This window comes from Vibrio hannami (genome assembly GCF_029589055.1).
Classification (GTDB): Bacteria; Pseudomonadota; Gammaproteobacteria; order Enterobacterales; family Vibrionaceae; genus Vibrio; species Vibrio hannami.
Genome location: NZ_JARQZP010000003.1, coordinates 1,592,689 through 1,606,720, shown reverse-complemented (window position 1 = coordinate 1,606,720; position 14,032 = coordinate 1,592,689). Strand labels below are relative to the sequence as shown.

Here is a 14,032-nt window from a genome sequence, read left to right as displayed (position 1 = left end):
GAAAGTTAAGTTGGATTTAAGATTCAGGCACTAGTTAGTTTTATTAACTGTGATGACCTTAATACCTTCCATGCGAATATTGGTTTCTACTGCTTCGGTTAGCTCTTCAAGTGGGAATTCATGAGTAACTAGCGATTCAATAGGCAATCCGATACGTTTAATTCCTTTCATGCACTCAATAGCATTCGGGTAATCTTCCGGGCTGTATGCCCACGAGCCAACAAGGGTGATTTCTTTATTACAAATATCGAAGTGTGGGTTAATGGAGGCTTCACCGTTATCGACGAAGAAGCCCACTTCACATAGACCTCCGCCACGTTCAACCAGTTTTAACGCCGTCGATGCCGCTGCCGGAACGCCGGTACACTGGAAAGCAAACTTAGCACCACGACCTTTTGTCAGTGATTCAACCTTATCTGCTAACGCTTCAGTCGAATCAAAATCCATGTAGTTGATGACTTCAGATGCACCAAGATTTTTTGCCAGTTTCAAACGAGACTCTTGCCCGTCCACCGCGATGATGTTCTGGATGCCAAGTGTTTTAAGTACTGCGATAACTGACAAGCCAATAGGACCCGCGCCTTGAATCAAAACGGTAGAAGCAAAGTTAAGTAACTGGGTAGTTTTTGCACGCTCAACCGCATGTACCGCAACCGCAACTGGTTCGATAAGAATGCGCTCTTTCAGGCTAAACTCTGAAACGTTGAAAAACGTCGAACCTGGCTTGAGTACTAGATATTCACCAAACCATCCATTGAAGCGGTTCTCTGGTTGATCTCCCATCAAGCCATAGCACCCCATGTTTTCACAAAGGTTTGTTCTTCCCGGAGTGTTTACACATGGGTCACATTCACCACATGGAATAATGCTGGTAATGATCTTGCTTCCTAGCTCTACCGCATTTCCAATGGAATCCTTGCTGATTTTAGGACCCATTTTTACGATTTCACCAGTGCCTTCGTGACCCAACACAATTGGCATTACGCCAAACGGGTCATTTCGATACTCATGGACATCAGTACCGCACACACCACATCCTTCGATGCGGACCAGTACTTCATCTTCCGCAATTTCCGGAAGATCGTACTGTTTAAATTCAAATGTTTTTAAATCGGTAAGTACCGCAACACTTGCTTTTTCTGGTATAGCAACAGACATTGATTACCTCTTAGACAAAGTTTACCCGCTCCCCTCCCCAAAACAGGGAGGGAATACAAATTCATTCAGTGCACCCACGCAATCCGCTAGGGTGCGAAATTAGGAAAATTTAAAGGGAGTTGACGGCTTTAAGTCGGTCTACAATCACCTTTTGTACCTGTGGGATAACCTCTTTCATAATGAAAGGAGGGTAGGCGGATGCGACGTCTTTCCCTATGTGAGCGTGAGTCTCACGCATATAGGTGGTATGAACGATCGTGCCGATATTGATTTTTGCGATACCCATGGTGATAGCTTTCTGGATATCTTCATCCGGGATACCTGTACCACCGTGCAGTACCAGTGGGTTTGGCACTGCATCATAAATCTGCTTTAGGCGCTCAAAGTGGATCTTTGGTGTTGTTGGAGTAAAGCCATGCGCTGTACCGATACCTACAGCTACGATATCAGGCCCCGCTTCTTCGCATAGTGCAACCACATCGGCAACCGACGCCAGATAGTCGTCTTCACTTTTTACAACCACATCACGTCCCATGATTTTGCCAATTTCGGCTTCGACGGTTACTCCAGCGCTACGGGCATACTCAACAACTTCGCGAGTCATCTGGATATTGGTTTTTAGGTCATGCTGTGAACCATCTATCATCACAGAATCGTAACCATCATCGATTGCCTGCTTACATAGGTCCACTGAAGTACTGTGGTCAAGGTGCAAGTAGATCTTGTTGTTTGCTTCTTTTTCGAACCCATCAATAATCTTGCGACAAAGGTACGTGCTGTTCAGCTCTGCTACTGGTGGATAAGTCATCGCCATTACTGGCAGGTTAAGCTCATTCGCGGCCAGTACCATCGCGCGAACATCGTAGATATCATTGATGTTGAAACCAGCAAGACAACGCTTTTCTTTGCGATACGTATTTAGCAGAGAAGTTAAATTAGTAGACATAATAAATTCCGTTTTTCTGGTGGTTAAAAATCAAGCTTTTTAGGTAGGCCACGACCCGTAGTCTTAGCTTCTGTAGCAGCTAGTTCTTCTACGCCAATCCAGTAGTTGAATTCGCGTAGGTCTTCAATCAGATGTCCACGAGCGACAATCCAGTGGTGGTCCATGCCGTGATTCATAATTGAACTGGCAATAGATTTAGAGCAGATACCTTTAGGAGCTACTTCTCCATAGCAACCGCGATAGCGCATTGGTGAATCGATGATGTCACCTTCAAACGCAAAGATGGTTGACGCATGAGGATATTGATACTTGGCTACAGTGATTGGTCCCAGCTCCTGCAAGAACTCAAACAGCATGCCGTAAGAAGTTTCAGGATCGTAGTTATCTAGAATGCTGTGGTTACGGATTTCCAGCTGCTTGCCTTCACGCATTAATTTGGTTGAGGTACCACCGCAGTGCCACATACCCACTTTGTTTTCCTGATGATTAACGAATGAGAAGTCCATTAGTGTAGGCAGACCTTCACTCATAGTGATCTCGTTGAACGCAACCATGGTTAACAGGGCACCCATATCCGATTCATCTGCCACCGGGATACCAAGGTCTTGCACCAGTGAACCCGCGCCGTCACCCGAAATGCCATAGTTATCGAATAGTTCTGGCCAGTTCTTCAGAGCGACACCGATATAGCCGTTTTCATTGGTGTAATCAGCGATAGCCAATGCCAATCGAACAGATTTTAAAAGCTCATCTTGCTTAACAAAGTTTTCTGCAATAGCTGGCGATGACAGCAAGCGATCAACAAGCGGTGCTAAAGTAGATTCTGGATATTTCTCTTCACCATGTGTCCAGATGGTGTGCATATCGACGCGGTCTACGCCTAAGCCGAAATGTTTTGATATCGACATCTCGTTAAGTTCACAATCGTAGAAGCCCGGTACTCGCATGCCGCCTACCATAAGGATTTTTGCATGCTTAAGGCGTGCTTTAGCAGAAACTGAACGAATGAAGCGTCCCAATGACTCAGTCAGGCTTGGTGCCCCTGGCTCTTCAAAGATCCAGGAATACTTTACTTCCATAGAAGAGAGGTTGTTTAACAGGAAGTTTTGACCACATAATCTGTTTGCTGTCAGGCTGCCACCAATAGTTTCTGTGTGAGACCAGCTAAGCATTGGTACATCGTGATCCGACAACCATTTCGCTAACGCTAGCGCTAGGTCGCCCTGGATATAAGAAGCCTGATATACCACTAGCGCTTTCATTCCTTTAGCGTAGTAGGTTTCAAGTAACTCTAAGATCTCTTCTTTAGTTTGAATTGGTTCTTCTTCAGCGAGAATAGAGTTGTATTCCGAGAATACGCTTGAGACATCGGCAATCGCTTGTTTGTAAGACAGTTTGGCTTTCGCCCAGTCAAAATGTAGTTCAAACCCGATACCGATAAAGCCTACTGGTACATCCTGGCGCGCTGCTTTTGGCGCGACGAGCTCACGCATTTCTTTTTCGATTAAGCCAACACGTTGTGTAAAATCAACTGTCATAATGATTTCCTGTTATTTGTAATTTTGGATAAAAGTTTCCACTTCATCTGGAGAAGGGAAGTAAGTACGACCGCCAAAATAGGTCGCAACTATTGCAGCAAATGCAGAGGCGAACTCCATTCTTCGTGCAAGTGGATAATCTTGTAATAAGGCGTATGAATAGGCGGCGTGGTAGGCATCCCCACAGCCAGTCGTGTCAACGACGGACACTTTGAAGCATGACTGGTGTACGATTACATCTCCTGACAGAGCCCAGCTACCATTGCTGCCGTCAGTGACTACCAGCTGAGCCTCAGTCATTTTTTGCAGTGCATGCAGCGTTTGCTCTGGATCTTCTTTACCAGAAATCGATTGAGCAGCTTCCAGCGGTAGAATGACGTGACTTCCAAGCTTCAGCATGTTTTTAAGCTGATTCAGGTCACCGGCTTCCATATCAACGACTGATGGGATACCGCGTTCTTTCGCCATTTCCAGTAGCGCTAGGTTGCCTTCGATATCGTAGCCATCTACGTAAACAAGGCGTACACCTTCAAACCACTCAGGGCGAATATCCATAGGTTGGAGTGCGCGGTATCCCTTGGTTGTATAGAAAACTGTGCGTTCACCTTCGGCATCTACTTCAACCAGTGCGGTAGCAGGAACTGACTTCACGTCAACTAACATAAGGCTGGTATCGACACCGCAGCGATTTAGTTCTGTACGAGCGATTTCGCTCTGAGCATTATTGCCAAGGAAACCAAGAAAAGCTGTTTTTAACCCTAGCGTTGCCATTCCGCTGGCACCATTGCCAGCAGGTGCACCGCCTTGAATAATGATATTATCTACTTCATGTTTGCGGCCCATTGTGTAGCTTTCTGGCAAGGTAACCAGAAGGTCCACAACGTTCAGGCCTGATACAATTACGTCAAATGACATGGAAGCACTCCGTATAATGATTTGTTCCGATGGCAAAAGACTAAAAGAAATATTGAGCGTTCGATAAATACTCAGTTTGACAGGGTGTGTACTATTTTTCCTTTGATTGGAGTTGTGGGGGATGTTTGTGGTAAAATTAGAACTTGATCAAGTTTTTTGAGAAAACAGAATGAAGCCAGTACTTGAACATGTACCCAGTAACAGTCACCAGTCTTTGTTCATAAAGCGTTACGAACAAAGCTGTTTTTCCTTTCCCTGGCACTACCATCCCCAATGGGAGTTGACTTACATAGTCGAAGGCTCTGGCATTGCCTATACCGATAGTGAAGTACGCCATTACATGCCCAACGAAATGGTCTTGACTGCTCCAAATGTCCATCACTGTTGGACAAGCAACTCGGTTAACAACAGCAATGTAAAGTCCATTTATGTGCAGTGGGATAACAATTTTTTAGGTGACAACTGGCTGGATAAAGCGGAGTTCGCGGCTATCAAAGCGATGTTTACTGCTTGCAGATCTGGAATGTTATTCTTAAATAGCGAAGAGTTAGGTGCCAAGCTGGTCGCTCTTGAAACGATGGAACCACTCAAAAAGTTGCTGGGTTTTGTTGAGTTGCTGCATGATCTTAGTAACCATCAGGATGTTACCAGCATCGGACAAGTCACGCTTACTTCAATGAGCTCTGCCGCAGATACACGCATTTCTGCCATTCTTGAATACGTGAATAGCAACTTTGAAAGAAAGATAACGGCAGATGAAATGGGAGCGCTCACTAATATGACTCCGGTATCATTTAGCAAGTATTTCACCCGCTCTTTTCACAAGCCTTTTACTCAGTTTCTGAATGAATATCGTATTAGTCAGGCCTGTAGCCTTTTGATTTCAAGCTCGCTTACCGTAGAACAGATAGCTTTTCGCTGCGGTTATCAGAATATGTCTTTTTTTCATCGCCAATTTAAACAGATCATGCAACAGACGCCGTTGGCTTTTCGGGAGATATACCAACTTTAATCGACTTTTAGCTGATTTCCTGAGTTCGCATTACATTGACATTGATGATTATTTGTACCAAACTTCGCCAAAACAGTGAGACATTCATCACCTTTTTGGGGTTACTTTATGACGCTTCTTCATCTTCAGCTTTTTTGGGGCGAAAGCCAGCAGACATTTTTAGGTCTGGATAGCCTGCCGACGCTCTCTCCGCGTCAGAAGTCAGAGCTAAAATCCTGGTGTGATGGAAGGCGAAAAATCCTTAAACATGAAGTGCATACACAGCCCTGGGCAAAAATCAGCAGTACAGGTGAGTCAACCGAGCTGATGTTGAAACCAAACGGGAAAGCTTATGAACGTGATATGTTCAGTTCTACCCGTTCAGAGGGGAAGTGGCATATTGATGATGGATTTCTATTTATCCTGCTAAAGAATGACGAGCAGATCACCGAATACCGGGTGATAGGTAATGCTATCAGTAATATCCACTCTGGATCTGAGTATGTGAATGGCAGACCTCATGGTCTTGTCAAACTGATGCAGGTTAAACCGAGATAAGACAATATTGTACGAATTTTAAAAGCCATGTTTCCTATCAGAAACATGGCTTTTTCTTTATGGAGTAGGATGAATAGTTTAGGTAAAGGCTAATTAATATAGTTCAGAGCTGTTCTGAGCTAGCGGCTGGGCAACCATGCATACATTCCATAAAAGAAATTAAGTTTCCTATAGGAAATATTTTTCTTGATAGAGATTTAGCTGATTAGTATAGTGGTTAAAACTTAATCTAAAGAAGATTAATTCAAGGAAAATGGAAATGGAACATTCATACGACAACTACGATTTAAAAGCATTCTTCAAAACTGACCTGCCGAATACGGATGGCGTTGTTTACTCCGCTATTCACTCTGAATTACAACGTCAAAACAATCAAATAGAGCTTATTGCTTCGGAGAATATTGTATCCAAAGCGGTAATGCAGGCTCAGGGTACATGCCTTACAAACAAGTACGCTGAAGGTTATCCGGGAAGACGTTACTACGGTGGTTGCGAACACGTCGATGCGGTAGAGCAGGTTGCCATAGAGCGTGCTAAGCATCTGTTCCGTTGTGAATACGCAAATGTTCAGCCCCATTCTGGCGCTCAGGCAAATGCGGCGGTGATGTTTGCTTTATTGCAACCGGGAGACACGATTCTGGGAATGTCTCTTGATGCTGGAGGCCACCTGACTCATGGTGCTCGCCCGGCTATGTCTGGAAAGTGGTTTAACGCTGTGCAGTATGGTGTTAAACGTGATTCATTTGAAATCGATTACGAGCAGGTGCGCGAGCTGGCTCATCAGCACAAGCCGAAGATGATCATCGCTGGTGGATCTGCAATCCCTCGCCAAATCGACTTTGCACAGTTTAGAACTATTGCAGATGAGGTCGATGCACTTCTCATGGTCGATATGGCTCATATTGCAGGGTTGGTTGCTACTGGCACCCATCCGAGCCCAATCCCATTTGCAGACGTTGTGACCACTACAACGCACAAAACACTACGAGGCCCTCGTGGCGGGATGATTCTTACCAACGATGTTGATACGCATAAGAAAATAAATTCAGCGGTTTTCCCGGGACTTCAGGGCGGGCCACTAATGCATGTTATCGCCGGTAAAGCTGTCGCGTTAGGGGAAGCATTAGAACCGGAATTTAGCGCTTATATTAAAAACGTCATTAACAATGCCAAGGTTCTAGCTGAAGTGTTACAGAAAAGAGGCTGCGACATCGTGACTGGCGGAACTGATACCCACTTGATGTTGGTCGATTTGAGGTCAAAAGGTCTTAAAGGAAATCAGGTTGAAGAATCGTTGGAAAGAGCGGGCATTACCTGTAATAAAAACGGGATTCCGTTTGATGCAGAAAAACCAATGGTGACTTCCGGTATTCGTTTAGGAACGCCAGCAGGAACCAGCCGAGGCTTTGGTGCTGAGGAGTTCGCTCAAATCGGTGAGTGGATAGGTGATGTTCTGGATGCACTAGCGACCAACCCAGAAGGATGCAATGAAGTGGAGCAACGAGTGAACCAGCAGGTTCGTGAGCTTTGTGAACGCTTTCCGTTGTATAGTTAGAAGGACTCCTATTTATAGACACCAGTACTTCTATGGAAATTCAACGTTATACGCCAGACAGAGCAGTCGAAATTGCGGACTTATTCCACCAATCTGTACATGCTATTGACTCTTCTTTTTACACGTCAGAACAAAAAGAGGTGTGGGCTCCAACACCACCAGATTATGCATTTTGGGAGCAACGACTACTCGATAAAAAACCAATTTTGGCTATTATTGATAACCAAGTTGCTGGTTTTATTGAGCTTGATCGTGATGGACATATAGACTGTGCATACACACATCCAAACTATCAAGGACAAGGAGTTGCTTCGACTCTTTATCAATATGTGCTCAAAATAGCTCGATCCAGGAGACTTTCACGTCTGTACGTTGAAGCATCATTGATAGCAATGCCGTTCTTTGAAAAAAGGGGCTTCGTGGTAGTCAAAAAAAATGAGTTACATCGACAAGGTCTAACTCTGATTAATTTTGACATGGAACTGCTTTTAGATAACTAAAATCTGCCCCATTGTTTGTTTCGGCCAATGCTACCTGTTACAACTAAATCTAATGTGAATCTGCTACAGGCGGGTAACTTTGGAGCTCAATATAGAAGCCCTATAAAAGTCAACACATAGCATCCACCTGTCAATTTGTATCCAATTTCTGTGAGTTTGTTTAGTGACGTCTCTAAGCGGACTCCCTAAACTAAATATATTCAAACAAAGGTACACAAGGTTGGACGGATGAGCCGTATCCACTTTAGCAACATCAGTGACTATTGTGCAGCACTTGGCAAAGAAGCACCTATACATCCGTTATTCAATATCTCTAAAGTTGAAGCAGGTGGTGTGAATTGCCTCAGCAGTGACTGTAGCGTCACGACGGATTTCTACGCAATAGCTCTAAAGAATGTCGTTTCAGGAAAACTGCTGTATGGCAAAACAGAGTTCGACTTTCAAAATGGAACCATGGTTTTTTTTGCACCGAATCAGGTTTTCGCTACCAATGGAATTAAGGTTGAGTCCGAGGGAAAGGTGATAATGTTTCATCGAGACTTTATCCGAGGGCATGAAATTGAAGGGATAATCAACAAGAGTTCATTCTTCGGTTATGCCGTTAACGAAGCCTTACACCTTTCGACTAAAGAAGAGTCTTTGGTTGAAAGTATCTTGGAAACAATCGAGCTTGAATGTAGCGGTCATTACGATGAATTTAGTCGAGATATTATCTTGTCTCAGATAACCACGCTGCTGAAATATGCAGATAGGTTTTATCGTCGCCAGTTCTTGTTGCGTCAAGAGTCTACGGGTTCTTTATACGATAAATTTATCGTAGGGCTGGACAAGCTATTGGCACAAAGTAACAGAGATGAGTTACCCAAGATCCAAGATGTCGCAGATGTTCTGAATATGACCAGCCGTTACTTAACGGACGGTTTACGAGCTGAAACAGGCAAATCAGCAAAAGAATGGATCCTCCTACACCTTATTGATCGAGCAAAGAGTCGTCTATTGGAGTCGGATGAGTCCGTTGCCACGATTGCTTACTCACTCGGTTTTGAGTACCCACAATATTTCGCTCGTCTGTTTAAAAAGAAAGTCGGCGTTACCCCCACAGATTATCGCAAGCTACACTAAGTATAAGGATATTAGAACATGTCAAAAGTTGCTGTTGTTACAGGTACATCTACAGGCCTTGGGATTAGCATTGCTATTCAGTTAGCAAAATCTGGCTATAACGTTTTTGCGACCATGCGAAACCTAGAAAAACGAGCCCAACTGGATGCAAAAGCAAAAGAGGCTGGAGTAGATATCAATGTCAGGCAACTAGATGTTGTTGATACAGGCAGCGTTGACCGTTGTATAGAAGAGATCCTTCAGCAAACAGGAAGAATTGATCTACTCGTCAATAATGCGGGGGCTGGGTTTGTGCGGACAACAGAGCAAGCCACAGAGGAAGAGATTCGCTGGGTAATGGACGTCAATTTCCACGGTGTAGTCCGCTGCATAAAAGCTGTGTTACCTCATATGAGAGAAAACCGAGCAGGACATATCATTAATGTATCCTCCGTTGGCGGGATGGTGGGACAGCCATTTAACGAGTTTTATTGTGCGGCAAAATTTGCTCTTGAGGGATATGTAGAGTCCGTTGCTACGTATATTACCCCTCACTTTGGTATTAATTTCACTAACCTTGAGCCAGGTGGAATAAAAACGGAGTTTGCGAATAACGTTTTAGCTCAGTTTCAACAAACAGGTGGTATGTTGGATGATGAATATCGCCCTATATTAGAGAAATATATTGGTGGTGCTCAAGAGCGCTCTGCCGATGGCAGCTACCAAGATGCTAATGAAGTCGCTAACGTTCTTGTAGAGATAGCATTGATGGAGGAGCCTCCCATCCGTTCTCAAACGTCTGATTGGTCAAGGAAATTTGTCTCTCTAAAAACTCAAGGAGACCCTACAGGTAAGCTCCAACAAACCCAAATTGCCTCTCAGTTACTGTAACTAGATAAATTTATGCTCTGTAAACGGACAAAGCCCTATGAAAATTCATAGGGCTTTGTTTTCTATGGTAATCGATTTTTATGCAGATAGTTAAAGAATGGCAATTTGTATCCATTTCTTGTCGATTTGTTTAACGATATCCCCATCTAAACTACATACACTAGTTTCGTACAAGTTAATAGTTGTGATGAGGGAAATATGTCCAAACTACTTTTAAAATCAATGGCCGCCGTTGCTTTAGCAGGAGTAACTGGCTCCGCAACAGCCAATCAAGCAGAGTCTTTTAAAGCTGCGGATATCGCAGCGGAGCACCTAGTTAAAGCACAATACTACCGCTGGTTCCAGCTGTATGAGCGTGAACTTACCAAACCTAGGATTGCTAACCAATTAGACATATTCACTGAAGATATCTACATAAAAAGTGTTGTAGGTGAGCGCACAGGTAAACCTGCCTATGTTGAAGCAATTGCACTATATGAAGGCTGGAAAAATGCTCACCATGTTAAAAGAATGAATATTACTCAGGTGGATGGTGGATATCGCCTGCAAGCGACTATCGACTACCAAGGGATTAAGCCCAATGGTGAGCTCAGTGCATATGAGGTAACTTACGATGCTAACCTAAGAAATGGTGCTGAGCGTTTGCCTAAATTCAGTAAGATTGTCATTACCCCTACTGTTGCTCAGGGCAACAGCTACAGCGATGCGTATCTAGATAACCGAGCCAAGTCACTAATGCACTACTGGCTAGGATTGATTGAGAAACTAGACGGTAATATCGAGCCCTTTAAAGAGATACTGGCCGATAAATTTGAGATCAATTTTCCTTCCACCAAGGTAGATAGTCTCGAAAAACTTGAAGCTTGGGCAAACGGTATTCCAACACATGTTGAGTTGAGCACTCACTATATTGAAAACCTTTCAGTTAAGCCGTTGGGTGACAATAGATTTCAGTTATACGTCGAATTTGACTGGTATGGGATAATGAAAGATGGCTCAAAAATGCGCTACCGAACCGCCCACAACTGGGAGGTCGTCGATCATATTAATAAGCGATTTGCCAAGATAGTGAAGATCGATGTGAAAGAATTGGAGCCGTTGAGGAAAGTCGATTAACTTACCTGCTGTACTGGGGGCAGATGAGATATTAGCAACATCTTATCTGCATTATCAATACTGGACACCATGCTAAGCGGCTTTCCATACCTGTAATTATCCATGATTTTCTAATTTAGAAAAGTCATTGACACCTTTTTGTCCATTTTCGAGTCATGTTCCCTCAGTAATGACAACAAATACTAACTCGTTATCTCTGTTGATTTAAATACAGGCGGCTTAGGCAGAGATCCTATTTCATTCAGCCCAACTAAGCCGTCTTTCGAACAATTAACTCACCAGTATAAAAGTGATACTGCATATCTGCTTTTAACTCGTTATCTATTCGTTGAAGAAGCTGGCTCACCGCTTCGTCAATGAGTCGAGCTAATGGTTGGCGGTAGCTGGTGAGTTGGAAGGTTGGCCAGGCTGCCATTGGAATGTCATCGACACCTATCACTGCGGGTGGACTCACTATTTCAGACTCACGCATACCTTCCAAGAGCCCTATTGCAATAATGTCATTGGCACAGAATACCGCTTCAATATCTTTGAGATGCTTACGAACGGTCTTTGTGGATTCTATACCTGATGAAAACGAGAAGGTTCCTGGAACATATAAGGGTGGCGTGGTGCCGTGGTGTAATAGGCGATCCCGAAAACCTTCCCACCTTTGTTCATTCACCATGCTGCCTTTATCACCTGCAAGGTATGCGGTTTTCTTGAGCCCCTTACTAATGAGGTAATCAGCAATCTGTTCTCCGGCGAGTCGGTTGTCGGTACAGAAACAACTGGCTTCGGTTCCATTTAAGTATTGGTTTATAAATGTCAGCTGTATCCCGTGATCCAAGCATTTCTCAAGCAGCCCGTTTTTTATTCGGCTTGTCGCGATAATCAAACCATCCACCTGATACTCAATTGCTTTGTTTACCGCAGTATCCATATTGTGGTTATCTGCCACACAAAGCACTGGCTGCCCCCCTTTTTCCTGAATGGTATAAGAGAGCTTACGAATCATCTCATCGTAGATAGGATTAGTTTCACTGTCGGTCACTATTGCAACAAGCCCAGAACGTTTCGAGGTTAAGCTGCGCGCCATCGCGTTTGGGGTATAGCCGAGCTTTTGTGCCCCTTCTACAACCAGTTTTCTTTTTTTATCCGAAATACTGGCATTGGGATTAAATGCTCTCGAGACCATTGATTGGGAAACACCCAGCATGCGAGCCACATCTGTAGAGGTAATCTTTCCTTGTCGCATTGTTATTCCGTTTTCTGTATGTCGTTGTTCTTTCTAAGTTCAAAGCAAGAGTAGTACCACAAGCCACTTTTATCTCTGAAGCACCACTTTATAACCCCCCGATTAAAAACAAATAGAGTCACAAACTAGTTCTCCTGCTCAAATATGCATCAATTCGGAACATCTTGCTTCTCGCTGGTGCAAGATGAATTTGAATTTTGCATACGTATGCAAAATTCAAATTCAGATATAAGCAAAAGTTGTTCAAATACCTCTGTAACTGATTGATATGTTGTAAATCATAGGTTTTTTAATGTGATCTAACCCTAAATTGGTATGTAACTTGCTCCAGTGCTTTTAAAGGAATTGCTGTTTTTTTGAATACGAATGCAAAAAGCGGCGAAAGATATCGATGAATAAATACGAATCGTAAAGGGAGCACACATGGCATCAATATTATTACGCAATATTGATAAGACCTGGGGTAGTACAAAAGTGATTGAAGATCTCAATCTGGAGATCAAAGACAAAGAGTTTCTGGTACTACTCGGGCCTTCAGGATGCGGTAAAACGACAACAATGCGAATGATCGCAGGTCTTGATACTCCAACGGAAGGAGATGTTGAGATTGATGGAAACCGAGTGAATGATACGCACCCGAGAGACAGGGATATCGCAATGGTGTTCCAGAACTACGGTCTATACCCACAAAAAACGGTTTATGGAAATATTGCGTTCCCACTGCAGATGAAGAAGATCGAGAAAGATGAGTTGCATGCTCGTGTGATTAAAGCCGCAAAAAGAGTCGAGCTGGACCACCTGCTAGAACGTAAACCTTCACAGCTTTCTGGTGGACAAAGACAAAGGGTCGCTCTGGCGCGAGCCATCGTACGTGAGCCGAGCCTGTTTCTGATGGATGAGCCTCTTTCTAACCTGGATGCCAAGTTACGTGTTTCCATGCGCGCACTTTTAAAGAATCTGCATCATGAGTTTCAACGCACCACGGTTTACGTTACTCACGATCAGATAGAAGCGATGACGTTAGCGGATAGGGTTGCGGTACTTTTCCAGGGCAAAATCCAGCAATTAGATACACCGAAGAACATTTACAACAACCCACGCAACCTGTTTGTCGCTGGCTTTATTGGTTCGCCTTCTATGAACTTTATCGAAGGCGCTGTAAAGCAAGGTTCCTTTAGCGCGCAGAACTGTAAAGTCTCCGGGTTGGGTACGGTTTCAAATGCAATGGTGACTCTGGGTATCCGCCCGGAAGATATTGAGGTGTGTCCGCTGGAAAGTGCAAACCTGACAGGTGAAGTCTACTCAATAGAGATGACAGGTGAATCAACCCTGATAACTCTGGAAGTTAAAGGCAATCTGGTTGTTGCACGAGCGGACAAAAACTTCGAAGCAGAGATTGGTGACCCTATCGGGTTTAAATTCAATCTGGAACATACCTATCTGTTTAACACCAAGTCAGAGCAAAGAATCGACTTTGATTTGGCTTCGGAACTTACTGAATTAACGGCTTAAGATTTAAGGGACTA

13 protein-coding genes are annotated in these 14,032 nt (G+C 43.8%); 8 read left to right on the top strand and 5 right to left on the bottom strand.

The window, feature by feature from the left end:
- Positions 1-30 precede the first annotated feature (30 nt).
- The 4 genes from P7F88_RS08955 to P7F88_RS08940 form a co-directional block, all read right to left on the bottom strand.
- Complete coding sequence (locus tag P7F88_RS08955) at positions 31-1,158, bottom strand: zinc-dependent alcohol dehydrogenase (RefSeq protein ID WP_277823856.1); 1,128 nt, start codon at positions 1,156-1,158, stop codon at positions 31-33.
- Positions 1,159-1,267: 109 nt separating this feature from the next.
- Entirely contained in the window at positions 1,268-2,104 is an 837-nt protein-coding gene (locus P7F88_RS08950; protein WP_277823854.1) for a class II fructose-bisphosphate aldolase, read from the bottom strand.
- A 23-nt stretch (positions 2,105-2,127) separates the two neighbouring features.
- The gene (locus P7F88_RS08945) at positions 2,128-3,642 is read right to left on the bottom strand and encodes an L-fucose/L-arabinose isomerase family protein (protein ID WP_277823852.1); all 1,515 of its coding nucleotides are present in this window, start codon (positions 3,640-3,642) and stop codon (positions 2,128-2,130) included.
- Between the two features lie 12 nt (positions 3,643-3,654).
- Entirely contained in the window at positions 3,655-4,557 is a 903-nt protein-coding gene (locus P7F88_RS08940) for a carbohydrate kinase family protein (protein WP_277823850.1), read from the bottom strand.
- Between the two features lie 169 nt (positions 4,558-4,726).
- Here P7F88_RS08940 and P7F88_RS08935 point away from each other — a divergent pair, with 169 nt between their 5' ends.
- The 7 genes from P7F88_RS08935 to P7F88_RS08905 all read left to right on the top strand — a co-directional run bounded on the left by P7F88_RS08935 (position 4,727) and on the right by P7F88_RS08905 (position 11,269).
- Complete coding sequence (locus P7F88_RS08935) at positions 4,727-5,569, top strand: AraC family transcriptional regulator (protein WP_277823848.1); 843 nt, start codon at positions 4,727-4,729, stop codon at positions 5,567-5,569.
- 108 nt (positions 5,570-5,677) lie between these two features.
- Positions 5,678-6,106, top strand: coding sequence for a hypothetical protein (locus P7F88_RS08930; protein ID WP_277823846.1), 429 nt, complete (start codon positions 5,678-5,680; stop codon positions 6,104-6,106).
- Between the two features lie 259 nt (positions 6,107-6,365).
- Positions 6,366-7,661 (top strand): serine hydroxymethyltransferase, encoded by a 1,296-nt coding sequence (locus P7F88_RS08925; protein WP_277823844.1) that lies wholly within the window; start codon positions 6,366-6,368, stop codon positions 7,659-7,661.
- Positions 7,662-7,693: 32 nt separating this feature from the next.
- Positions 7,694-8,161: a GNAT family N-acetyltransferase gene (locus P7F88_RS08920; RefSeq protein WP_277823842.1), complete on the top strand. Its 468-nt coding sequence runs from the start codon at positions 7,694-7,696 to the stop codon at positions 8,159-8,161.
- Between the two features lie 228 nt (positions 8,162-8,389).
- Positions 8,390-9,283, top strand: coding sequence for a helix-turn-helix domain-containing protein (locus P7F88_RS08915; RefSeq protein ID WP_277823840.1), 894 nt, complete (start codon positions 8,390-8,392; stop codon positions 9,281-9,283).
- An 18-nt stretch (positions 9,284-9,301) separates the two neighbouring features.
- A complete protein-coding gene (locus P7F88_RS08910) occupies positions 9,302-10,153 on the top strand; it encodes an SDR family oxidoreductase (protein WP_277823838.1) in 852 nt (283 codons plus the stop codon).
- Between the two features lie 198 nt (positions 10,154-10,351).
- Positions 10,352-11,269, top strand: coding sequence for a hypothetical protein (locus P7F88_RS08905; RefSeq protein ID WP_277823836.1), 918 nt, complete (start codon positions 10,352-10,354; stop codon positions 11,267-11,269).
- Between the two features lie 250 nt (positions 11,270-11,519).
- Here P7F88_RS08905 and P7F88_RS08900 read toward each other — a convergent pair whose 3' ends face one another.
- Positions 11,520-12,506, bottom strand: a complete 987-nt coding sequence (locus P7F88_RS08900) for a LacI family DNA-binding transcriptional regulator (RefSeq protein WP_277823834.1) — start codon at positions 12,504-12,506, stop codon at positions 11,520-11,522.
- A gap of 423 nt (positions 12,507-12,929) precedes the next feature.
- Here P7F88_RS08900 and P7F88_RS08895 point away from each other — a divergent pair, with 423 nt between their 5' ends.
- Entirely contained in the window at positions 12,930-14,018 is a 1,089-nt protein-coding gene (locus P7F88_RS08895) for an ABC transporter ATP-binding protein (RefSeq protein ID WP_277823832.1), read from the top strand.
- Positions 14,019-14,032: the final 14 nt, after the last annotated feature.

Bases quoted from the DNA above. Each gene is read 5' to 3' on its own strand.
- P7F88_RS08955 (WP_277823856.1), bottom strand. From the start codon at position 1,158: ATGTCTGTTGCTATACCAGAAAAAGCAAGTGTTGCGGTACTTACCGAT.
- P7F88_RS08950 (WP_277823854.1), bottom strand. From the start codon at position 2,104: ATGTCTACTAATTTAACTTCTCTGCTAAATACGTATCGCAAAGAAAAG.
- P7F88_RS08945 (WP_277823852.1), bottom strand. From the start codon at position 3,642: ATGACAGTTGATTTTACACAACGTGTTGGCTTAATCGAAAAAGAAATG.
- P7F88_RS08940 (WP_277823850.1), bottom strand. From the start codon at position 4,557: ATGTCATTTGACGTAATTGTATCAGGCCTGAACGTTGTGGACCTTCTG.
- P7F88_RS08935 (WP_277823848.1), top strand. From the start codon at position 4,727: ATGAAGCCAGTACTTGAACATGTACCCAGTAACAGTCACCAGTCTTTG.
- P7F88_RS08930 (WP_277823846.1), top strand. From the start codon at position 5,678: ATGACGCTTCTTCATCTTCAGCTTTTTTGGGGCGAAAGCCAGCAGACA.
- P7F88_RS08925 (WP_277823844.1), top strand. From the start codon at position 6,366: ATGGAACATTCATACGACAACTACGATTTAAAAGCATTCTTCAAAACT.
- P7F88_RS08920 (WP_277823842.1), top strand. From the start codon at position 7,694: ATGGAAATTCAACGTTATACGCCAGACAGAGCAGTCGAAATTGCGGAC.
- P7F88_RS08915 (WP_277823840.1), top strand. From the start codon at position 8,390: ATGAGCCGTATCCACTTTAGCAACATCAGTGACTATTGTGCAGCACTT.
- P7F88_RS08910 (WP_277823838.1), top strand. From the start codon at position 9,302: ATGTCAAAAGTTGCTGTTGTTACAGGTACATCTACAGGCCTTGGGATT.
- P7F88_RS08905 (WP_277823836.1), top strand. From the start codon at position 10,352: ATGTCCAAACTACTTTTAAAATCAATGGCCGCCGTTGCTTTAGCAGGA.
- P7F88_RS08900 (WP_277823834.1), bottom strand. From the start codon at position 12,506: ATGCGACAAGGAAAGATTACCTCTACAGATGTGGCTCGCATGCTGGGT.
- P7F88_RS08895 (WP_277823832.1), top strand. From the start codon at position 12,930: ATGGCATCAATATTATTACGCAATATTGATAAGACCTGGGGTAGTACA.